At 25.9% G+C, this 24,278-nt stretch carries 18 protein-coding genes and 1 riboswitch; of the genes, 1 reads left to right on the forward strand and 17 read right to left on the reverse strand.

Translation table 11 applies throughout. From position 1 onward, the window contains the following. Window positions 1-684 precede the first annotated feature (684 nt). On the forward strand, window positions 685-2,142 hold the full coding sequence (locus tag Q4E08_RS05625) for a cation:proton antiporter (RefSeq protein WP_303129253.1): 1,458 nt from the start codon (window positions 685-687) through the stop codon (window positions 2,140-2,142). Between the two features lie 33 nt (window positions 2,143-2,175). On the opposite strand, the gene dhaM is transcribed toward Q4E08_RS05625, so the two are convergent. The 17 genes from dhaM to Q4E08_RS05710 form a co-directional block, all read right to left on the reverse strand. Next, window positions 2,176-2,568 (reverse strand): dihydroxyacetone kinase phosphoryl donor subunit DhaM, encoded by a 393-nt coding sequence (dhaM, locus tag Q4E08_RS05630; RefSeq protein ID WP_303129255.1) that lies wholly within the window; start codon window positions 2,566-2,568, stop codon window positions 2,176-2,178. Window positions 2,569-2,639: 71 nt separating this feature from the next. Continuing rightward, window positions 2,640-3,266 (reverse strand): dihydroxyacetone kinase subunit DhaL, encoded by a 627-nt coding sequence (dhaL, locus tag Q4E08_RS05635; protein ID WP_303129310.1) that lies wholly within the window; start codon window positions 3,264-3,266, stop codon window positions 2,640-2,642. Window positions 3,267-3,320: 54 nt separating this feature from the next. Beyond that, window positions 3,321-4,319, reverse strand: a complete 999-nt coding sequence (gene dhaK, locus Q4E08_RS05640; protein WP_303129256.1) for a dihydroxyacetone kinase subunit DhaK — start codon at window positions 4,317-4,319, stop codon at window positions 3,321-3,323. A gap of 94 nt (window positions 4,320-4,413) precedes the next feature. Continuing rightward, complete coding sequence (locus tag Q4E08_RS05645) at window positions 4,414-5,694, reverse strand: serine dehydratase subunit alpha family protein (RefSeq protein WP_303129259.1); 1,281 nt, start codon at window positions 5,692-5,694, stop codon at window positions 4,414-4,416. A gap of 154 nt (window positions 5,695-5,848) precedes the next feature. Then, window positions 5,849-6,013, reverse strand: a complete 165-nt coding sequence (locus tag Q4E08_RS05650) for a hypothetical protein (protein ID WP_303129263.1) — start codon at window positions 6,011-6,013, stop codon at window positions 5,849-5,851. Window positions 6,014-6,231: 218 nt separating this feature from the next. Continuing rightward, a complete protein-coding gene (locus Q4E08_RS05655; RefSeq protein WP_303129265.1) occupies window positions 6,232-6,804 on the reverse strand; it encodes a hypothetical protein in 573 nt (190 codons plus the stop codon). A gap of 100 nt (window positions 6,805-6,904) precedes the next feature. Further along, window positions 6,905-8,077: an SAM-dependent methyltransferase gene (locus Q4E08_RS05660; protein ID WP_303129266.1), complete on the reverse strand. Its 1,173-nt coding sequence runs from the start codon at window positions 8,075-8,077 to the stop codon at window positions 6,905-6,907. 184 nt (window positions 8,078-8,261) lie between these two features. Next, window positions 8,262-10,013, reverse strand: coding sequence for a GGDEF and EAL domain-containing protein (locus tag Q4E08_RS05665; RefSeq protein WP_303129267.1), 1,752 nt, complete (start codon window positions 10,011-10,013; stop codon window positions 8,262-8,264). Window positions 10,014-10,351: 338 nt separating this feature from the next. Next, window positions 10,352-10,443: riboswitch (cyclic di-GMP riboswitch) on the reverse strand. Window positions 10,444-10,500: 57 nt separating this feature from the next. Next, window positions 10,501-11,748 (reverse strand): phosphoribosylamine--glycine ligase, encoded by a 1,248-nt coding sequence (purD, locus tag Q4E08_RS05670; RefSeq protein WP_303129268.1) that lies wholly within the window; start codon window positions 11,746-11,748, stop codon window positions 10,501-10,503. A 39-nt stretch (window positions 11,749-11,787) separates the two neighbouring features. Continuing rightward, on the reverse strand, window positions 11,788-13,290 hold the full coding sequence (gene purH, locus Q4E08_RS05675; protein WP_303129270.1) for a bifunctional phosphoribosylaminoimidazolecarboxamide formyltransferase/IMP cyclohydrolase: 1,503 nt from the start codon (window positions 13,288-13,290) through the stop codon (window positions 11,788-11,790). 4 nt (window positions 13,291-13,294) lie between these two features. After that, window positions 13,295-13,918 (reverse strand): phosphoribosylglycinamide formyltransferase, encoded by a 624-nt coding sequence (purN, locus tag Q4E08_RS05680; protein WP_303129271.1) that lies wholly within the window; start codon window positions 13,916-13,918, stop codon window positions 13,295-13,297. Then, window positions 13,906-14,907: a phosphoribosylformylglycinamidine cyclo-ligase gene (gene purM / locus Q4E08_RS05685; RefSeq protein WP_303129272.1), complete on the reverse strand. Its 1,002-nt coding sequence runs from the start codon at window positions 14,905-14,907 to the stop codon at window positions 13,906-13,908. The genes purN and purM overlap by 13 nt, the downstream gene beginning before the upstream one ends. 10 nt (window positions 14,908-14,917) lie before the next feature. Further along, entirely contained in the window at window positions 14,918-16,357 is a 1,440-nt protein-coding gene (gene purF / locus Q4E08_RS05690) for an amidophosphoribosyltransferase (protein ID WP_303129274.1), read from the reverse strand. Between the two features lie 26 nt (window positions 16,358-16,383). Next, the gene (purC, locus tag Q4E08_RS05695) at window positions 16,384-17,091 is read right to left on the reverse strand and encodes a phosphoribosylaminoimidazolesuccinocarboxamide synthase (RefSeq protein WP_303129275.1); all 708 of its coding nucleotides are present in this window, start codon (window positions 17,089-17,091) and stop codon (window positions 16,384-16,386) included. Continuing rightward, window positions 17,091-17,570 (reverse strand): 5-(carboxyamino)imidazole ribonucleotide mutase, encoded by a 480-nt coding sequence (gene purE / locus Q4E08_RS05700; protein ID WP_303129276.1) that lies wholly within the window; start codon window positions 17,568-17,570, stop codon window positions 17,091-17,093. The genes purC and purE overlap by 1 nt, the downstream gene beginning before the upstream one ends. A 16-nt stretch (window positions 17,571-17,586) precedes the next feature. Next, a complete protein-coding gene (locus tag Q4E08_RS05705; protein ID WP_303129277.1) occupies window positions 17,587-21,345 on the reverse strand; it encodes a phosphoribosylformylglycinamidine synthase in 3,759 nt (1,252 codons plus the stop codon). 302 nt (window positions 21,346-21,647) lie between these two features. Then, window positions 21,648-24,257 (reverse strand): hypothetical protein, encoded by a 2,610-nt coding sequence (locus Q4E08_RS05710; protein ID WP_303129279.1) that lies wholly within the window; start codon window positions 24,255-24,257, stop codon window positions 21,648-21,650. Between the last annotated feature and the right edge of the window lie 21 nt (window positions 24,258-24,278).

A 24,278-nucleotide genomic window follows, 5' to 3' on the forward strand; every position in this document is an offset into this window, starting at 1 on the left:
CTGGAATAGCTATTAAATCTCTCAAAAACTTTGTCATTTGAGGTTCGTATTCCTTTGATAATTTTTTAATTCTTTCGAAATCCATAATTTCTCCCCCTTATTCGTAAAAATCTTTATCTTTTTTTCTCACTTATTTATATCAGCAATATCTGTGCCAAGTTTTTTATTATAAAAAAGATTATAGTATATGTTTTAACACAAATTTTTACCTATTTTTTATTAAATTTATATATTTTATTTATAAAAAAAATGAAGATTATCAAATTGATAATCTCTTTCTCAATTTGATAATCTTCAAAAATCATTTTATAAGCCACTTTTATGGAAAAAATCACTTTTTTATCATTTTGATAATTAAAATTTCTAGCATTTGCTTTAAATTTTTATGTTAAACCATTTAAAAATAATATATTTTAAAATTTATATTCACTTTTTATTCTATTAGTGGTAAAATAAACCTGTTGTTTGATTCTCATTATTTGAGGATTATTTTCATTTTTACATTCTTTTATTTTTGTTTTAGTTTTAAGGTAACCTAGAATATTCTTCTAGGTTACCTTTTAATTTTATTGAATATTTTTATATAATATTATTTTAATGTACTACTCTCCTTGATAAATTTATTTTTTATTATTAAAATTAAACAAAACAATATTATAAAACTTAGGAAAAGAGGACATTAAAATGGAAGAACATTTAATTAATTATGATTCTTTAATGATTCTAGCTATCGTAGCTTTCTTCACGCCATTTTTAGTGGCAAAATTAAAAAAACTAAAAGTTCCTTATCAAGTTGGCGAAATATTTATAGGTATAATACTTGGTAAAAGTTTTTTAAACATAATACATCCAGATGTATGGATTATATTTTTATCTGATTTAGGTCTTGCTTATTTAATGTTTTTAAGTGGACTTGAAATAAACTTTGATGACTTAAAATTGGTTGAAGGTGAAACTTTAAAAGATTCCAAAATTTTTGTAAGTATAAAAATGTTTGTAATTTCAATTGTTATATCATTTATTTTATGTTTTATATTAAGATTTGTTGGAATATCTAACGGAAGATTATTTTTCACCTTCTTATTTACAGCAGCAGCTCCTGGGCTACTTGTTCCAATTTTAAAAAATAAACAAATTATAAGTAGTGAATTTGGTCAATCTTTATTGATTTTTGGTATTATAGCTGAATTTGTATGTTTAATAGGAATTTCATTTATTTCTTCAGTTTCTATTTATGGATTATCTTTAAAAAGCTTTGAATTTTTAATAATATTTTTAGCAGCTATATTTATATATTTACTTACTAAATTTATATTTAAAAAAAGAGATATTTCTTTAGTAGCATTTAAAAATTTACATTTAAGTGTTAGAGGTGCCTTTGTACTTGTTTTAGTACTTGTTGCAATATCTCAAAAAGCTGGTAGTGAAATAATACTTGGTTCATTTTTAGCTGGAATAATATTTTCTCTTTTAGCTGGAAAAGCAAAAGAAGAAATTTCTCACCAATTAGATGTTATTGGTTACGGATTTTTAATTCCAATATTTTTTATAATGGTTGGTGTAAATATAGATTTACGTTCTATAATTGAAAACCCAAGTTCTATAGCTAAAATACCTGTATTTTTAATAATATTATTTTTAGTAAAATTAATACCTTCCTTATTACTTAAGAAAAAGTATGGTATAAGAAATGCTATAGCATCATCAATGATACTTACAGCACAACTTAGTTTAACTATAGTTGGATCTCAAATGGCTATGCAACTTGGTTATATTAATGAAGCAGATTATTCTGCATTTATAGTTACTACTGTTATTTCATGTATTATATTCCCTATATTATTTGAGAAACTTTTAATTTTAGATAAAAATACAGCTAAAACATCTGAAAAATCAGATAAAATAATAATACGTGAACTTGTTTTAAGTAGTGAATACTTTATAGGTAAGTCACTTAAAGAATGTAAATTACCTATAGGATGTAGAATATTTTCTATTGTTAGAAATAACGAAGAAATTATGCCAAATGCAGATACTATTCTAAAAAAAGATGATATTATCATAATAGCTGGAATTAAAAATTCTGTTGAAGATACTTTAAATATGCTTACTGTTTGTGATCTTCATTTGCCTGAAAATTAAAAGATAAGGAGTTTTTAAACTCCTTATCTTTTTTTATAAAATTTTATTTAAACTTAAATCCTTTAAAGCATTTTTTATATTTTCAATATTTTCTTCTAAACTACTTTGTACAGCTGCTGTTATAGCACCTTCAACAAGAGCACAATCTGTAATTTGAATTTTTTCTTTATCAAATTCTTCATCTAAAAAATCTATTGCCATTTCAGTATTCATATAAGCACTTCCTAAATCAAAAAGAATTAAAACACCATCTTCTGAATATACTTTTTTAATTCCTTCTGATATCTTTTCCATATCAGTACCTATTCTTCCATCAGAAGTACCACCAGCATCTATAATAGGAACATTAGGTGCCATTTGAGCAGCCATTTCTACTACCCCTTTTGCAATATTTTCACTATGTGATATTATAACTAATCCTACCATATATTATTAATCTTCCTCTCAAAACTTAATTTAAAATTTATAAAAAATTGTTTTGTAATTGTCTAATTCTCTTATATTTCTTCATATATAGTTTCTAATATATAATACATTGATGTTGCACCTGCATCTTGGTGTCCAATACTTCTATCGCCTAGATAACTTGCTCTTCCTTTTGTAGCTTTTATTTCCTTTGTAAATTCAACACCTTTTTTTGCAGCATTCTTACCTTTTTCTAAAACAATCTTTGGATTGTCAGAGTTTTTTAATTCTTCTTCCATAGCTTTTATTGCTGGTTCTAAAGCATCTATCATTGTTTTTTCGCCTTCTACTGCTTTACCTCTTTGTTTAATTCCATCAAGAGCTGCCTTAAGAACATTTATAAAATCATATATATCAATATTATCTTTATTATTAACCATCATGGAACCTTTCATAAATGCAGTTCCATAAAGTGGTCCTGATGCCCCTCCTACATTAGATACTAATGCCATTCCTGTCTTTTTAAATATATTGCCTATATTACTTCCATCATCATCTTTAAGTTTATCTACAACAGCATTAAATCCTTTACTCATATTTAATCCGTGATCACCATCTCCTATAGCTGCATCAAGTTCTGTAAGATATTCTTTTTTTAAATCTATTTTTTCGTTTATTTTTCCTATTACTTCTATAACCCTTTTACCATTCATTTTTATTCCTCCATAAAACCTTATATTATATATTTATCTTAAGTGTTTTTATAATATTTTTTAAAATACTTTAAATGCAGGTGTATCTGCTTTTGAATCTAAAAGTTCTTTTAATTCTTCATCAAGCTTTAATATTGATACTGAACATCCAGCCATTTCCAAAGAAGTCATATATTCACCTACAAGAGTTTTATAAACCTTAATTCCTTTTTCATTAAGCATTTCTCTAACTTTTTTATTAATTATATATAATTCCATAAGTGGTGTTCCAGAAAGTCCATTTACCATAACTGCAACTTCTGAATTTTTTTCTATAGGCATATCAGATAATATCTTATTTACTAACTGCTCAGCTATATTATCTGCTGATGAAATTTTTTCTCTATGTGTTCCTGGCTCACCATGAATACCCATTCCTATTTCAATTTCATCTTCTCCTAAAGTAAAATTTGCTTTTCCAGCAGCAGGAACTATACAAGATGTTAATGCCATTCCCATACTTCTTATATTTTTTATTACTTTCTCTGCAACATTTTTTACTTCCTTAAGACTTGCTCCCTTTTCAGCTTTTGCTCCAGCAATTTTATGAACAAAAATAGTTCCAGCAATTCCCCTTCTTCCTGCTGTGTAAAGACTATCTTCAACAGCAACATCATCATTTACAACAACATAATCAACATTTATTCCTTCCATTTCAGCCATTTCTTTTGCCATATCAAAATTCATAACATCACCAGTATAATTTTTTATTATAAGTAATGTTCCAGATCCATTATCTACAGCTTTTATAGCTTCATATACTTGATCTGGAGTTGGTGATGTAAATACAGCTCCACAAACTGCTGCATCAAGCATTCCATAACCTACATATCCCCCATGTGCAGGTTCATGACCACTTCCTCCTCCACTTACTAAAGCTACTTTTCCCTTGTCTTTAGAATTTTTTCTAACTAACACATCAAAACCATCTAATTTTTCTAAATAATCTTCATGCGCATAAACAATTCCTTGTAACATATCCTCTAAAACATTGCTTGGATCATTTATTAACTTTTTCATATATATTCTCCCCTTTTTATATATTATAAATTTTAATATTTAACTTTAAAAAATATTTTTAAATATAAAAACTATAAAATTTTTATTTTATCTATTAACCATTTTTCTTATTAAGCATTATATCTAATATTGTATTATCAACATTTTTAAGACCATTTTTTATTAACTTTTCTATACTCTCAATAGTTTTTTCTACATCTTGTGATACAATTCCATCATTTGATGTTGCAGTAATTCCATTCATAGCAAGATTTGCACATTGAATTGCTGCATTTGTACCAGTAGCTATTTTAAGAGCGCATGTTTGCTTAGCTCCATCACATATCATTCCTGAAACATCTGATAGCATATTATTTATACAATATTTTATATTTTGCAAGTTTCCTCCAAGTAAATATGTTATCCCACATGAAGCCCCTGTTGCACCTGCAATTCCTGCACCACAAAGTGGTGATAATCTTCCCATATGCTTTTTTATACGAATAGTTACTAAATTACTTAATACTAAAGCTCTTGCTAATTCTTCATCTGACTTTTTCAAAATATATGCCGTTTCTGCAACAGGCATAGAACAAGCTATTCCTTGATTTCCACTACCAGCTGTTGTCATAATAGGCATAGTACAACCATCCATTCTGGCATCTGATGCTGCTGCTGATGCTGCAATTATTTTATTTGATGCATCATTTGAAAATAAATTAAAATTTCCTTTTTCAATAATTTTATTTCCAACTTCTAACCCATATCCGCCTTTTAAACCTTCCGCTGAAACTTTACCATTCATCTTGGCACTTTCTAAAATAAATTTTATATCTTCAAAATTGCAATTTTTTGCAAAGTTATAAATTGACTCTATTTTAAATAAATTATAATCTTCATCTTCTTCATTATTTAAATTATCTATTTTCTTATCAAGTAATATTTCTTCATCTTTTTTTATTAAAGTTACATTTGTATGTATGTCCTCAATAACTACTACACACTTTGATTTTTCACCTATAACTTCTACTTCTATATAAAGACTTTTATCTGTATCTTTTTGTGTTATATTTATAATATTTTCTTTTACTATTTTATTAGCTTCTTCAAGCTCTTCTTTTTTAAAATTTGATAAAATAGTTAACTTTTTATAAGATTTTTTTATTACAACACCTAGTGCTGCTGCTATTTCTATACCAACTTGTCCAGTTCCAGGTATCCCAACTCCTAATGCATTTTTTATTACATTAGCACTTAATTTTATGTTTATAAATTTTATTTTTTCATCTAAATTTTCAGATGCTATAGAAGCTGCATAAGCTATAGCAATTGGTTCTGTACAACCTTCTGATGGTATAACTTCTCTCTTTAATGTTTTTATATATAGGTCTCTCATAAAATGCCCTCCAGTTAAAATTAGAAATTGGTCTTTTATATTTTTATTATATCATTATAATCTTAATTTTTGTAATCAATTACATTAATATTTTATTATAAACTTATAATATAAATAAAGTTTTACACCAAATTTTTTTATATTTATAATTATTTTAATCATCACTGCAAACACACATAGAATTCATAATTTCAATTATTTCTTCCTTTGATAATGATTTATAATACTTATCATAATGGTCTTCTGAACAAAAACTTCCTATTTTATTTTCATATCCATTATCTTTAATCTCTTTTTTACAATATAAACATCTTTTCATATTAAAGTCCTCCCTTTCATGATATTACTTTAACATTTTTTATTTTAATTAATATACTACTTTAAGATATTGTTTACAATCTTAATAAAAAAAATATTTTTATAACCTTTATAGAATTTTATTTTATTAAAAATATATTATTAAATAACCTTAATTATTTTTTATTACAAAAACTCTACTAATTATCATTAGTAGAGTTTAATTTAATCATATAAAAATTATTTAATTTTATCTAAAACATATTGTTTATATTCATTAAAAGTCATATTTTCTATAGTTGCACCTTTATTAACTTTTCCACTTACAAAGTTATATTCTGCAGAACCATAATTAAAAGATGGACTTAAAACAGAAATACTTGATTCTGTTGTTCTATAAGTTACCTTATAACTTAACACTTCTTCACAGAAATTAAGTATTTCTAAATAATTTTTTATATATCCTGCACTTATCATTTTAACAACAAAAGAAAATAAGTTATATCCTCCAAGTAATTGTTTCATATTTCCACCATGCATATTAAATACTTTATCTGTGCTATAAAAGTACTTCATATCTCCAAATGTAAGTGTTTTAAATTCATTATTTATTTCTAATCTATCATCTTTTATTTCTTCTAAATCTTTTTCTATAGTTTCCCAAGGAATTGATTTTAATATTGCATTATTATTTATTGTTTGTGTAAAATTATCTATTGCATTATCTATATATTTATTTACGCTTATTACTTTTTCATCTATATATAAAGTGTATTTTCCATTTTCATATACTAAACTTATTTTATTATCCATATATTACCCTCACTTCTTATGTTACTTAATAATAATTATTATATAATATTAAACTATTTTAGTCCATAATTTATTTTAATTAATACCTTACTAAAATTTATTATATTAACTTATCTTCTTTTAATAACTTATATAAAGTTGGATTTAAATTAAACTCTTTCATTAATTTTTCCACTTCATTTAATGACTTAAGCTTTTTATCTTTTGATATATTAGACTTTGATGCTCTAATTAAAATATTTTTTGGTGAATGTGCTATATCAATAAATTCTAAAAGCTGAGTTTTATAACCTAAAGTTTCTAAAAGATTTCCTCTTACTGCATCTGTCATAAGTGCAGCTACCCTCTCTTGTATTATTCCATACTTTGTTAATATTTTTAAATTATCTGTTTCTATTTGACTATTAAACTCATGTTGGCAGCAAGGAACTGAAAATATCATTTTAGTATTCCACTTTATTGCATTATAAAGTGCATAATCTGTAGCTGTATCACAAGCATGTAATGTAATTACCATATCAACTTTATTATTATATTTAAATCCATTTATATCACCAAGTTCAAAGTGCAAATTAGTATAATTATATTTTTTAGCTATATCATTACACTTTTTAATAACATCTTTTTTAAGGTCTAATCCTATCATTTTTACATTTATATTTTTAATTTTTACGAAATAATAATAAAGTACAAATGTTAAATATGATTTACCACAACCAAAATCTAATATTGTAAGATCCTTATATTCATTTTTCTTTATCTCATCATCAATTATTTCTATAAATCTATTTATTTGCTTATACTTATCATATTTTGATTTAACTACTTTTCCTTCTTTAGTGAATATACCTAAATCTATTAAAGGTTCTATTATCATTCCTTCTTTAAGAATATAATTTTTTTCTTTATTATGTGATTTATTACATGATTCACATAACTTTTTATTATCAACTTTTTTCTTTCCTAAAAATACTTTCCCCTTTTTAGAAATCTTAATATTTATATTACAATTTTCACTAAAAGCATCAACTTGCTTATAATTGTCTTCTATTATTTCTAAAAGCTTACCTTCAAACTTATCTTTCTCAATATTTTCATGAAAAACTTGTTTATCTGTATATTTTTCTATTTGATAATATTCTTTATTGTTTTTTTCTTTTAATTCAATATTTATCTTTTTATATTCTATTTCTTTGTTCATCTTATTACTTATAACTATTTTAAAAGCTTTTTCATTTGTAATTTCTTTTATAGCTCTTTTTAATTCTTCCATTAAGTTCACACCTTACTTTTTGTTTTCTCTCTAAAATAAATTATGTCTATACATAATTAAATTTATTATATTAAAATAATACAACACTCTAAGAAAAAAATATATAAAAATAAAGTCTTATTATAAAACAAAAGATGCTGCAAAAAATTTATAGCATCTTTTTTAAAATTTATATCCAAAGCTTTTATTTCAATTTATGAATTAATTTTTTAGCATCTTTTTCGCATAAAGGTTTTGAAAATAAATATCCTTGTATATATTCAACATTCATTTCTTTTAATATGTGAAGTTGCTTATATGTTTCAACTCCTTCTGCAACAACTTGAATTTCTAATGACTGTCCTATATCTACAGCTAACTTTACTAATTTTTTGTAATCATCACTTTTACTCATATTTTGTATAAATTCTTTATCTATTTTTATACCCGATATAGGTAATTTAATTAAATAATTTAATGATGAGTATCCTTTTCCAAAGTCATCTAAATAAACCTTAACTCCAAATTTTTTTAACTTTTTAAGTTTCTTTATATTAAACTTTATATTTTTAATTAAAGTGTTTTCTGTAATCTCTATACCTAAAAGATTTGGATTTATATTTATTTCTTTTAATAAATTTTCAATTATATCTGTAAAATTTTCATACATTATTTGTATTTCCGAAATATTTGCAGATACAATTATAGGATCTTCTCTATTTTTATTTATTTCCTTTGAAAATACTAATGCTTTTCTTAATATATATTTTCCAAATATATTTATCATATTAACTTGTTCTATATAACTGATTATTTTTTCAACAGGAACATTCTTAAATTTTTCATTATTCCATCTTAGTAAAGCTTCAAATCCTATTATTTTTTTATTATAAGTATATTGTGGCTGATAATATAATTCTAATTCATTATTTTTTAAAGCTCTTTTAAGTTCTCTCTCTATTTCTAATTTAAATAATCTTTCTTTCTCAAATTCTTTAGTGTAAAAGGCATATTGATTTTTACCTCTAATTTTAGCTTTATATAAAGCAAAATCTGCTTTTTTTAATAAATCTTCAATTTTATTATCTTTAATTTTATCCGTTAAAATTCCAAAGCTTGCTGATATTGAATTTATTTTTTCTCTTTTTCTAAACTGATAATTTAAAGTCTTTATAATTTCTTTAACCTTTTTTATTAAAAACTTTTCGTTAGTTACATCTTTATAAATAATTATAAATTCATCTCCACTAATTCGTGCTACAAAAGCATCATTACAAACCCGTTTAAATATATTAGAAATCAATACTAAAACTTTATCTCCCCAATAATGCCCAAAGGTATCGTTTACCTTTTTGAAATCATCAATATCTATGGAAATTAATGAAGCATACTCTGTATCTTTCTTAATTTTTTTTAAATATGTATATATACTTCGTCTATTATTTAATCCCGTAAGTGAATCAGTAAATATTAACTTTCTTAATTCATCACTATAACCTTCAAAATTAACTATATCCATGTAAATAACAACTATTCCTATAACATTATTTTTATTGTCCCAAACTGGAATTTTATGAACTTCTATTGTTCTCAATTCTCCATTTATTATTTTTTCTCTAATAAATTGAATATTATCCCTTTTATTAATAACCATTTTATCTTCTAATATTATTTTCTCTATGAGTTCTTTTTTAAATTCATATCTCCAATTTTGCCCAATAATATCCTCTCTTTTAATATTATAATAATTCAAAAAATTATCATTTACTTCAAGTATTGAACTATTATTATCTTTTAAGATAATAGCAAATGGTATATTTTTTATTATAATATTCAAATTATTTTTATCCTTTTTTACTTTATATAATTCTTGTAATATTTCAATATTTTCAATTCTCTCTAAATACTTTCTAGCCTCTTTAGAATTAATTATATTCTTTAGACTTTTTTTACTCATATACTAAATTTACATCTCCTTATTATATTTAATTAAATAATATTTTTAATTAAATAATAAAATATACAAAAATTACTAATCTATTTTATTTTCGTACTAATACATATATTAATCAAGTATATATTTTTAAATAATACATTAATAATAAAAGCGATAAAAACTATTAATATTAGTTTTATCGCTTTTATTAATTATATATAAATATTTAAATTGTTGGGCATATCTAAAAAATTATAAAAAAAAACCACTCAAAATAAGAGTAGCCAAAATCTAAACTAAAATAAATATATTGTGTATTTACATATATTCTGAATTAAAAACAAAAAGTATGTTTACTTTTTGGCAACTGGCTAACATAGTTTTTAAAATAAAAACCTTAGTCCCTATAGCTTTGCGTCCTTAAATTTCTCTAAGTTTGCCTATTTATTTTTACTATTAAATAGTACTATATTTTTATAAGCTTTTCAAGTATTTATTTTAACTAACATTATTTTATTATTCCTAAATCAGTTCTGAAATAAGCTCCTTTAAAAATTATATTTTCTACATTTTTGTAAGCTTTATATCTTGCTTCTTCAATATTATTTCCTATTCCTAAAACAGATAAAACTCTTCCACCACTTGTAACTAAGTTACCACTTTCAAGTTTAGCTCCTGCAATAAACACTTTATCATCAACATTTCCAATACTTATATTATATCCAGTTTCGTATTCTAAAGGATATCCTTCTGACGCCATAACTACATTTATACAAGTTTCATCTGAAAATTCTATATTTAAACTTTCTAAATTTTCATTCATAGCTGAATATATTATATCTAAAAAATCACTTTTCATAAGAGCTAAAACTGATTGTGTTTCAGGATCTCCCATTCTTACATTATATTCTAAAAGTTTTACACCATCATTAGTTATCATTACCCCAAAGAATATTATTCCTTTAAAATTAAATCCTTCTTCTTTTATTCCTTCTAGTGTTTTATCCATAATATTTTCTTTAAAATCTCTTAATACCTCATCTGTAACATATGGATTAGGACAAATAACTCCCATTCCACCTGTATTTGGACCTCTATTTTCATCATATATTTGTTTATGATCTTTAGCAGAGATAAATGGCACAATAGTATTACCATCAGTTATAGAAAGAATTGATGCTTCAATCCCTTCTAAAAATTCTTCTATTACTACTTTTTTACCTGCTCCATTGAATACATCTAATACCATAAAATCTTCAATTGACTTTAAAGCTTCACATTTATTGTTACATATAACAACACCTTTTCCAGCTGCAACTCCATCTGCCTTAATTACTACTGGATATTTACAATTATTTAAATATTCTTTTGCCTTATACACATCATAAAATACATTATATTCTGCTGTTTTCACTCCATATTTTTTCATAAAGTCCTTTGAAAAAGCTTTACTCCCCTCAAGCATTGCAGCAGCCTTATTAGGTCCAAAAATTTTTAATCCTTCTTCTTCAAATCTATCTACTATTCCATTTATAAGAGGCTCTTCTGGTCCAACTATAGTTAAATCTATATTATTTTCTTTTGAAAACTTTATTAGATTTTCTATATCAGTTATATTTACATTTTCACATTTATCCTCAATTGCAGTACCCCCATTACCTGGAGCTACATATATTTTATTTACCTTTTTATTTTTTGATATTTTCCATGCTATTGCATGTTCTCTTCCACCTGAACCAACTAAAAGTATATTCATATTTTAAAACCCCTTTTACTATATTCTAAAAAGCTTTAATTAATGTTTAAAATGCCTAATACCTGTAAACACCATTGATATACCATGTTCATTACATGCATCTATAGATTCTTGATCTCTTAAAGAACCTCCTGGTTGTATTATTGCTTTTATTCCATACTTAGCTGCTTTATCTACAACATCTCTAAAAGGGAAAAATGCATCTGATGCCAAAATTGTTGCTCCCTTTCCTCTTCTTAGAGCATCTTCTGTTGGCCAAATTCTATTAACTTGTCCTCCCCCAATACCTAATGCAATTCCATCATGTGCTACTACAATAGCATTTGATTTAACATATTTTACAACCTTCATTCCAAATATTAAATCATTCATTTCTTCTGAAGTTGGTTTTACTTGTGTAACAACTTTTAATTCATTAAAAAGATTTTTATCTTCTTCTTGTACTAATATTCCTCCATCAACTGTAACCATATACTTATCATCTTTTGGAAGATTTTTAAATTCAAGAACTCTTAAATTTTTCTTTTGCTTTAATATTTCTAATGCATCATCATCATATTCTGGTGCAGCAATAACTTCTAAGAAAATTTTAATCATCTCTTCAGCTGTTCTCTTATCAACTTTTTTATTAAAAGCTACTATTCCTCCAAATATTGATGTAGGATCAACTTCATAAGCTTTAATATAAGCTTCGTAAGTATCTTTTCCAACTGCCACTCCACATGGTGTATTATGCTTTAATGCACAACATGATGGTTCATCAAATTCATTAGCACATTTCCAAGCTATATCTACATCTTTAAAATTGTTGTATGAGAGTTCTTTTCCGTTTAAAACATTAAATGTATTCATAGCTCCATCTAGCATAGTTGATTCATAAAAAGCAGCACTTTGATGAGAATTTTCACCGTATCTTAATTGTTGTTTTTTTCTAAACGAAACTGAAAGATATTCCGGATATTCTATATCATCTAATAAAAAGTTTGAAATTGCAGCATCATAAGCGCTCATTAAATTAAATACTCTTCCTGCTAGTTTTTTTCTAAGTTTATAAGAAACATCATTATTTTTTTCCATTTCATCCATTACAATTTTATAATCATTTTTATCAGATATAACTACTACATCTTTAAAATTTTTAGCAGCAGCTCTAAGCATTGTTGGGCCACCAATATCAATAAATTCTACTTTTTCATCAAACTCTAAATTTTCACGAACTTTTTCAAAAAATGGATATAAATTTACAACAACATAATCTATTGTACTTATTTCTTTTTTGTTTAGCGTATTCATATGTTCTTCATTTTCTCTTATTGCTAATATACCTGCATGTATATTAGGATGTAATGTTTTAACTCTTCCATCTAACATTTCTGGAAAATCAGTAATTTCATTAACTTCAATTACTGAAATTCCATTTTCCTTTAAATACTTATATGTTCCACCAGTTGATATTATTTCAACATCTCTATTGATTAAAAACTTTGCAAATTCTAATATTCCCTCTTTATCAAACACGCTAATTAAAGCTCTCTTTTTCATTAAATTATTCCTCTCCTTTTAAAATATTTACTTTACCCTCTTTAATTTTCACTTTTCCTTCGCTTATATATTTAATAGCTAAAGGAAGTAATTTATGTTCTTTCTTCAAAACTCTATTTTGAAGTATTTCTGGAGTATCATTAAAATAAACTTTAACAGCTTCTTGTAATATTATTTCTCCACCATCTATCTCATTATTTACAAAATGGACTGTACATCCAGATATCTTTACTCCACTTTGTATAACTTTTTTATGAACATTTAATCCATACATTCTCTCACCACAAAATGAAGGAATTAATGATGGATGTATATTTATTATTTTGTCTTTATATTCTTCTAATAATTTTCCTTCCAATATAGAAAGATATCCTGCAAGAACTATTAAATCAATTTCTTTCTTTTTTACTAATTCTAATATTTTATAAGAAACTTTATCTCCAAATTCTTTTTTAGATACAATAAACGTATCTATATTATGTTTTTTAGCCCTTTCTATTGCATATATACCTTCACGACTTCCTATAACCATCTCTATTTTACAATTCAAAAAACCATTTTCCACACTATCTATTATTGATTGAAGATTACTTCCACTTCCTGATGCCAGTATTGCTATTTTAAACAAATCCCTTCACCTCCAGAAGTTATACTTCCTATTTCATAAGCAACTTCTCCCATCTCTAATAAATCTCTTAAAATATTTTCAGTATCCTCTTTATCAATACAAATTACAAAACCTATTCCCATATTAAAGGTATTGTACATATGACTTTTTTCTACTCCACGATTAATTATTTCCTCAAATATTTTAGGTAATGGATAACTGTCAGTTTTTATAACAGCAGTTAATTCTCTTCCATTAAACATTCTAGGAATATTTTCTATAAAGCCACCACCAGTTATATGTGCCATACCTTTTATTTCATATTTTTCAAGAAGAGAAAGTATTGGTCTTACATATATTTTTGTTGGTTTAAGTAAAGTTTTCCATATAGACTGTCCATCAAAATTTTCATCTAAATCTTTAAATAATTTTCTAACTAATGAATATCCATTAGAGTGTATTCCTGATGATGCAATTCCTATAAGACTGTCACCAGCTTTTATATTTTTTCCACTTATTATTTTGTCTTTCTCTACAATCCCAACAGCAAATCCTGCTATATCATATTCTCCATCTCTATAAAACCCTGGCATCTCAGCAGTTTCACCACCTATTAAAGAAGTATCAGATAACATACATCCTTCTGCAACTCCTTTTACTAAGTCAGATGAAACTCTAGAATCTAATTTTCCACAAGCAATATAATCTAAGAAAAATAATGGTTTTGCTCCATGACATAAAATATCATTTACACACATAGCTACACAGTCAATTCCAACAGTATCATATTTTTTAGTTTTAAAGGCTATATCAAGTTTAGTTCCAACTCCATCTGTTCCTGATACTAAAACAGGCTTTTTATATCCTTCAGGAAGTTCAAACATTCCAGCAAATGAACCTAAACCATTTAAAACTAATTCCCCCATAGTTTTATTTGCATATTCTTTTATAAGCTTAACTGATTTGTATCCTTCTTCAATATTTACTCCACTTTCTTTGTAAGTTATCATTGCTCAAACCCTACCTTTCAAGATTATCTTCTATATCTTCCATAGGTGCTGAAACTGGATAAATTCCATTAAAACATCCAACACAAAAATTTCTTCTTCCATTAAAACTATCATACATTCCTTCTAAACTTAAATATCCCAAATAATCACAACCAATATCATCTTTTATTTCTTCTAAAGATTTATTTGCGCCTATAAGTTCACTTCTATATGGAGTGTCTATTCCAAAATAACAAGGATATTTAACTACTGGTGAAGCAACTAAAAAATATACTTCCTTAGCTCCAGCCCTTCTTAATGATTCAATTAAATATTTTGATGTTGTTCCTCTAACTATAGAATCATCTATAAGAACAACTCTTTTTCCTTTAACATTTACTTTTAAAGGATTAAGTTTTACAGCAACAGCTCTTTCTCTCATTTCTTGTGAAGGAGTTATAAAAGTTCTTCCTATATATCTGTTTTTAACAAATCCAATATTATAAGGTATATTAGAAGCCTTTGCATACCCCATAGCTGCTGGTATTCCTGAATCAGGAACTGCAATAACAACATCAGCTTCTAATTGATGCTCCTTATAAAGTTTTTCTCCTTGCTTAACTCTACAACTATAAACATCAAGACCATCCATTGTAGAATCAGGTCTTGCAAAATATATATACTCAAATGAGCAAGTTTGACAAACAGTATTTTCTGAATATCTATAACTTTTAATTCCACTATTATCTATTATTATTATTTCACCTGGATTTACATCTCTTATAAATTCTGCCCCTACTGAATCTAATGCACAACTTTCTGAAGATAATATATAATTCTCTTTATATTTACCAATACATAAAGGCCTTATTCCATTTGGATCTCTAACTCCTATAAGCTTATCTTTTGTCATAATAACCATAGCGAAAGAACCTCTAACTGCTGATATAGCATTGATTACAGCTTTTTCTATACCTCTTTTTGCTCCTCTTGCTATAAGACTTGTAATAACTTCTGAATCTACTGAGGTATGAAAAACATGTCCACCATCTTCTAAAAGTTCTCTTATAACATTAGCATTTACTATATTTCCATTATGAGCTGTTGCTATTTGACCTAATTTTGTACTACTTAAAAGAGGCTGTGAATTTTCAATTGTTTTAGCTCCTGCAGTTGAATATCTAACATGACCTATTGCTATATTTCCTTTTTTTTCTCTTAAAAATTCTATATCATCATTTTTAAAAGCATCCGTGATTATTCCAAGCCCCTTATGTGCAATAATTTCCTCTCCATTTGCTACTGCAATTCCTGTGCTCTCTTGCCCTCTATGTTGAAGTGCATAAAGACCATAATAAGTTAATTCTGAAACATCTATCCCATCTTTTGAATAAACCCCAAATACTCCACACTCATCTTTAAATTTATCGTTTTGAGGATCTATAATATATTCTTCTCTAGAATTAATCATAAAATAATACCTCTCTTTTTTTAAAATTACCCTTTAATTCTATTTAATATTTCTTTGTATGCTTCCTCTACATTTCCTAAATCTCTTCTAAATCTATCTTTATCTAATTTTTCTCCTGTTGTTGCATCCCAAAATCTACATGTATCTGGTGAAATTTCATCAGCAAGTAAAATTTCTCCTTTTTCATCTCTTCCAAATTCTATTTTAAAATCTATTAAATTTATATTTTGTTTCTTAAAAAATTCTTTTAATAAGTCATTTATCTTATTTGTCATATCATAAATCTTATTAAGCTCTTCAAAAGTTGTAGCTCCAATTGCTACTGCATGATAATCATTTATAAGTGGATCTCCTAAAGAATCATCTTTATATGATAGTTCAAAAACTGTAGTTTTAAGATTAAATCCTTCTTCAATTCCTAATCTCTTTGCCATACTTCCAGCTGCCACATTTCTAACTATTACTTCAAGTGGAATTATAGAAACTTTTTTACAAAGCTGATCTCTATCATTTATTTTTTTTATAAAATGAGTCTTTATTCCAGATTCATTTAACATTTGAAAAATTGTTGATGTTATTGAATTATTTAAAATACCTTTGTTATTTATTTGAGATTTTTTTTCTCCATTAAAAGCTGTTGCATCATCTTTGTAATGAACTATAACTTCATTTTCATTTTTGCTTTTAAATATTTGTTTTGCCTTTCCTTCATATAACATTTCTAATTTTTCCATTATAAATCAACTCCTTTTGAATTTTCTTCTATAAACCTTTTTTTCATTCTTCTTCTAAAGTCAACTAAATCGTCTTTTATATTAGGATATTTAAGTGAAAGCATTTGTACAGCAAGCATTCCTGCATTATAACTATTATTTATACCAACTGTTGCAACCGGTATTCCCTTTGGCATTTGAACGATTGATAGAAGTGCATCCATCCCCTCAAGTGCTGCCTTAACCGGAACTCCAATAACTGGAATTGTTGTATGACTTGCAATAACTCCAGGAAGATGTGCCGCTAGACCTGCTCCCGCAATAATTATTTCACACCCTTTATCTTCTATTTCTTTTAATGTTTCAATTAACTTTTCTGGTACTCTATGTGCTGATAAAATAAACGCTTCATATTCAACATTAAATTCTTTTAAAGCATTGGCAGCTCCTCTCATAATCTCTATATCTGATTTACTCCCAAAAAATATAGCTACTTTCATTTATAAAACACCTCTTTTATTTAAAATAATTTACTCCTGCTTTAAATATTTTTTGATCAAAGTTTCCTAATATATTTTTATAAAGATTTTCCCCAACTCTTTCTGAGTGCCCCATCTTACCAAAGATTCTTCCATCTTTACTTGTTATACCTTCAATTGCAAAAACTGAACCATTTGGATTAAATGGCATATCCATTGTAGGTTCTCCATTTAAATCAACATACTGAGTTGCAACTTGTCCATTATCTACAAGTTCTTTTATAAGATTTTCATTTGCTACAAATTTACCTTCACCATGAGATATTGGAATTTGATGAATATCTGAAACTTCTACTTCACTAAGCCAAGGAGACTTATTTGAAACTATTTTTGTATTTACTATAGTTGACACATGCCTATTTATATCGTTATAAGTTAATGTTGCTGAATCTTCATCTATATCTCTTATCTCCCCATAAGGAAGTAATCCTAATTTTATAAGTGCTTGAAAGCCGTTACAAATCCCTAAAATTAATCCATCTCTATTATTTAAAAAATTCATAACACTATTCTTTATTTTTTCATTTCTAAATATAGTTGCTATAAATTTAGCTGATCCATCTGGTTCATCTCCAGCTGAAAAACCTCCTGGTATCATTATTATTTGAGCTTTATCAATTTCTTCTTTCAATTTATCAATGGATTCTAATAACATCTCTTTATTTAAATTTCTTATAAGTACTTCAGTAACAATTGCTCCTTCTTTTTCAAAAGCTTTTTTGCAATCATACTCGCAGTTTGTACCAGGAAATACTGGAATTACAACTTTAGGATTTTTAATTTTAACTTTTGATGATTTTATTTTAAAATTATTTTTTTCTTCTATTTTTATACCGCTTATATCGCTATTTTTACTATTTATTTTTGATTTAAATACATTTTCTAACTTTTCTTCATATACTTCTTGTAAATAATTCAAATTAAATTCTAAGTCATATTCGTTACATCTAATATAATTACTTTCTAATGTTTTACCTATTACTTTATAATTTGTTCCTTCAAAATCTTTCTCTATATTTATATCTTTTTTAACTTCTAAAATTAAACTTCCATAGTTAAAACCAAATAACTCATCTTTAGAAACATTACTAAATTCTACTCCAATTTTATTTCCTAATGCCATCTTTGTTATTCCTTCAGCCACTCCACCAAACTTAATTGAATATGCTGAAATTACTTTTTTATCACATATTAATTCATGTAATTTATTAAAATTATTTTTTAATGTATTTATATTTAATGTTCCGTCTTCTAATTTTTTAGATTTTAACATTATAATTGTTGAGTTCTTCTCCTTAAACTCTGGTGAAATAATATTTTTAGCTTTCTCAACAGTTACTGCAAATGAAATAAGACTTGGTGGAACATCAATATTTTTAAAAGTTCCTGACATAGAATCTTTTCCACCTATTGCTGGAATTTCTAAATCTTTTTGTGCTTTAAATGCCCCAAGTAATGCACTAAATGGCTTTCCCCATCTTTCTTCATTATTTCCTAACTTCTCAAAATATTCTTGAAGAGTTAACCTTATTTTTTTATAGTCTCCACCCATAGCTACAACCTTTGTAACTGATTCTATTACAGAATAATATGCCATATGAAACGGACTCCAAGTTCCAAGATAAGGATTAAATCCATATGTCATAATTGATGCATCTTTACTTTCTCCATTTAACACTGGAATTTTTGCTGCCATTCCTTCTGCTGGAGTAATTTGATACTTCCCTCCAAGTGGCATAAGAACTGTATTTCCACCAATAGTTGAATCAAATCTTTCTATAAGCCCCTTTTTGCTACATACATTTAAACTTTTTAATACATTAATCCATTTTTCTTTTATATCTACATTTTCTACATCATATGGATATTCTTCTATTTTATTAATCTTTATATTAGTTTCTTGAGTTTTTCCATTTGTATCCAAAAAACTTCTTTTTATATCAACTATTGTTTTACCTCTCCAAGTCATTTTAAGTCTTTCATCATCTGTAACTTCTGCAACAACTCTAGCTTCCAAATTTTCTTCTTCTGAAAGCTCTATAAACCTTTTAGCATTTTCCCTTTTTACTACAACAGCCATTCTTTCTTGTGATTCTGATATAGCAATTTCAGTTCCATCTAATCCTTCATATTTTTTTGTTACTTTATCTAAATCTATATTAATACCTCTACAAAGCTCCCCTATTGCAACCGATACTCCACCAGCTCCAAAATCATTACACCTTTTAATCATTTTAGAAACTTCTTTATTTCTAAATAATCTTTGTATTTTTCTTTCAATTACTGGATTTCCTTTTTGCACTTCAGCACCTGAAGTTTCTATTGAATCTTCTGTATGTTCCTTTGAAGAACCAGTCGCCCCACCAATTCCATCTCTTCCAGTTCTTCCACCAACAAGTATTACTACATCAGAAGCATTTGGCGTTTCTCTAACAACATTTTCTTTTGGAGCCGCTGCAATTACTGCTCCAATTTCCATTCTCTTTGCCACATAATTTGGATGATATACCTCATCAACTTGACCTGTTGCAAGTCCTATTTGATTTCCATAAGAACTATATCCATTAGCTGCCCCTAGTGTTATAGTTCTTTGTGGAAGTTTACCTTTTAAAGTTTCTTGTATGCTAACTGTAGGATCAGAAGCTCCTGTAATTCTCATTGCTTGATATACATACGTTCTTCCAGATAAAGGATCCCTTATAGCTCCTCCAAGGCAAGTTGCTGCTCCTCCAAAAGGTTCTATTTCCGTTGGATGATTATGTGTTTCATTTTTAAACATTAAAAGATATTCTTCTATACCTTTATCAGTTTCAACATTTACTTTTATTGAGCAAGCATTTATTTCATCTGATAAATCTAAATCATCAAGTAATCCCTTAAGCTTAAGCTCCTTCATTGATAAAGTTGCTATATCCATAAGGCTTATTTTTCTATTTGTATTTTCACCATATACAAATTCTCTTGATTTTATGTAATTTTCATATGATTTTTTTATTGGGTTTGTATATTTACTTTCTTCTATTTGGATTTTTTTGATAGATGTTTCAAAGGTAGTATGTCTACAGTGATCAGACCAATAAGTATCTATTACTTTAATTTCAGTAATACTAGGATTTCTATTTTCTTCTTTAAAATAATCTCTAATCATAATTAAATCTTCAAAACTCATTGCAAGTCCTTGAGTTTTATGAAAATTTTTCAATTCATTATCCTTTTTAGTTATAAAATCATTCAATATTTCAATATCTTTAGGAATAATTGTATTATTTACCAATTCATTTGAATATAAAGAAACTTCTCTAGAATCTACTGGATTTATATAATATTTTTTTATTTTTTCTATTTCATTCTTTGAAAGATTTCCTTTTAAAACAATAACTTTTGAAGATTTAACCTCTGAATTGTTATTAGATGTTAATAGCATTATACATTCTTTTGCAGAATCTGCACGTTGATCATATTGCCCTGGCAAATATTCAACACAAAAAGCAATCTCATCTTCTTTTAACTTTATAATATCTTCATAAACATTATCAACTGGTGGTTCTCTAAAAATAGTGTTTAATGCCTCTTTATAATAAATTTCTTCTAAATTTCCTATTACATATTTATTTAACACTCTTACATTAATTAAATTATCTACTTTTAAATTTTCCTTAAAATCTTTTAAAAGTATATTTGCCTCTATATCAAAGCCATCTTTTTTTTCAACAAATATTATTTTATTATTAACCATCTTATCCCTCCACCATATTTTTATTAATCCTTTTATAAATACCTCTTTTTGTAAATTCAGAATATCACTCCGCAGCAAAAAAGTCAACATTATTCATTTTATTTATTTTAATATTCGTATTATAATCCGTATATTAATTTAATATATTCTTTTTAAAATACGTATTTAATACATTTTTTATTTTAAAATAAAAAAAAGCTGGTGATATCACCAGCAAGTTTCAACCTACGTAACCTCCTCTTTATGTAGAAGGTCATTTTTATTATAAACAAATTTAAAATTATTTATGCTAATAAGATAATTTAAAATATATTTTTAATTATCTTTTTAATCCATGCAATAAATCCTGTTTCTTCTTCTTGATTATTTTCTTTAACTTCCTTTGTTTCTGGGGCCTTTATTTCATTTGTTTTCATAATGAATTTTACACTACCATCCATTTTATTATTTTTTCCTGTAAAAGTATCATATTCAGTAGATAATTTTACAAGCTCATCTTTAACTTCAATTACATCTTCAACCTTTTCTGTTGCCTCTTCTCCTTTATTACTTAAAGTTTTTATTCCCTTTTCATTAAATTCCTTCATACCATTATTTAATTTTTGACTTCCATCAGCAAGTTGATTTACTCCATCCTCTAATTGTGGTAAACTCTTTATTAACTCTCTTGCTCTTTGTACATTTCCTTTTTCTAATGATGATCTAGTTATTCGAAGTATATCTTCACTATCTTTTAAATCCTGTTGCATTGAAAGTAATTTATTACCCAAATATTTTACTTCCTTAATATTTAATTCTCCATTTCCACTACTTAATACAGCCTTAATACTATCTATTGTTTTTTGTGAAGAATCTAAATCATTATAAAATTTATTTATACTTTCTATTAAATTTTTATTTTCTTTTATTCCATTAATCATTTTATTTATTGATTCTATATTATTTTTATTTAATTTTATATCTTCTGATAATAAATTTAAGTTATTCTTTAATCCTTCTATAGCTTTTATATCATTTTCATTTAAACTTAAAATACTATCTCCAATTCCTTTTATTATTTTTTGATTATTATTGTCTTTATAGCTTGAATAAAATTTCGCTATATTAGCTCTTGAGCTTTCATTTGAAAGAACACTACTAGTTGAATTTAATATTGGATCTAATTCTTTTAAATCCTTTATACTTGCCATAATGCCTTTCATATTTTCTCCATATCCATTTATTTTTTTAGCATCTAATTGTATTTGATCTTTTGTAAAATCTTTTTCTGTTAGACTATTTATTACATTTTTTAATTGAGCCCCTTGACTTCCATAGACTCCATCAATATATTTATTCACCTTTGCTTTTGCTTCTGCTAATGGTATTTTATTTTGATTCATTTCACCAATAACCATTGATTTCATTATCAAATAACTTGATCCATAAACCTTCATATCTGATGCCATAGCATTCATATTTTTTAGATTTTCATTACTCAACATTTTTTGAGTATTTTTTATTTTTGAATTTATATAACCTAAAAAATTATTAGCCTTTTTATCTAAGCTTCCACCTGGTGTTGAATTTATAGCCCCATCTAATACTTTTTCCATTGGTTCAATTGAATTCTTTGCTTTCCTTGCTGAATTTATTAAATTTTGACCTCTTTTTAAGTTTTGTCCACTTACAATATTTGTCATATTATTTAATTTTTTTAAAGTTTCAGGATTTATATTTTCATATCCCTCTTTTAACTTCGTTATATCATTTAAAAGCTTATTAAAGTTGTCATCTTTTGAAAGCCCTCTAAAAGTATTAATTGAAGCTTCTAAAAGCTTTTGGTTTTGTAATATTCCTTCTCCATCTTTTATTAAAGTATTAACTTTATCAACATTATCCTCTGTAAATAAAGATAATACTTCTTTTGTTTTTTCTGTGTTTATATTTTTTGCAAAATAAGCATCATCTATTAATTTATTTGCTTTTGATACCTGTTTATCTGAATTTATAATTCCAAGAGCTTCTTTTAGATTATTGTTATTTAATTGTCCCTTTCCTTTATCTAATTCTTTTTTAGCTTTAAGTAACCCTTCACTTAAGGCATTAGTTCCTTTAAGCAATTCATCTGATGCATCATTTAATTTATTTAAAGAATCTTTTATTTCATCTATTGAATCAGCAGCTTTTAATTTACTTAAATCAGGCAACTGTGTTGTTGCAGTTATCATTATAGGTCCAAGTTCAAAATTCTCTACATATCCTTCTATTACTAACTTATCTTCAAGATTTATTTCTAAATCTTTATCATTTAAATTTAAACTTTCTTTAAGACCTGGAAATGCAGCAAAGGCTACAATATTATTATTTCCTTCTGATATAATTGTTCCTGAATTTACTTTTAAATCTTTAAATTTATCAATAGGAAGTTTAACTATAGTTGCTGTAGTTAATGGTGTATATATCTTTCTTGTTTTTCCATTAATATTTACATTTTTTGATGATTTATTTTTAAATTCTAATTCTATCCTTATTTTTCCTGACTTACCTGCAATCTCATTTTCCTTAACCTTTTCATCATTAATAAAATAATTTATTTTTACATCAAGTGGAATTTCTTTATCAGTATTTCCGCTATAATAAAGATCACTTCCATTTACCTTCCACTTAAGCTTATCTCCATCTTTAATTGGCTTGTCATCGCCTTTTATATTTTCTATATTTTTAAGACTTGTCTCATCTTCTATATCTAAATTTCCTGAATCTGTGTGTATCCAGTTAGTAACTGTTGTTTTCTCTACCTTACCATCAGAACTTAGATTTACATATACACTTTCATCTTTGTTTATTTCACTAGCTCCCGCAATTGTACTTGTAGCCATAGAACCTATTATTGCTAATGCTATTACTTTTTTAGACATTGATTTATACATAAATATCTCCCCCTGACTTAT

The sequence above is a fragment of the Clostridium sp. genome, from assembly GCF_030532265.1.
GTDB lineage: Bacteria > Bacillota > Clostridia > Clostridiales > Clostridiaceae > Clostridium.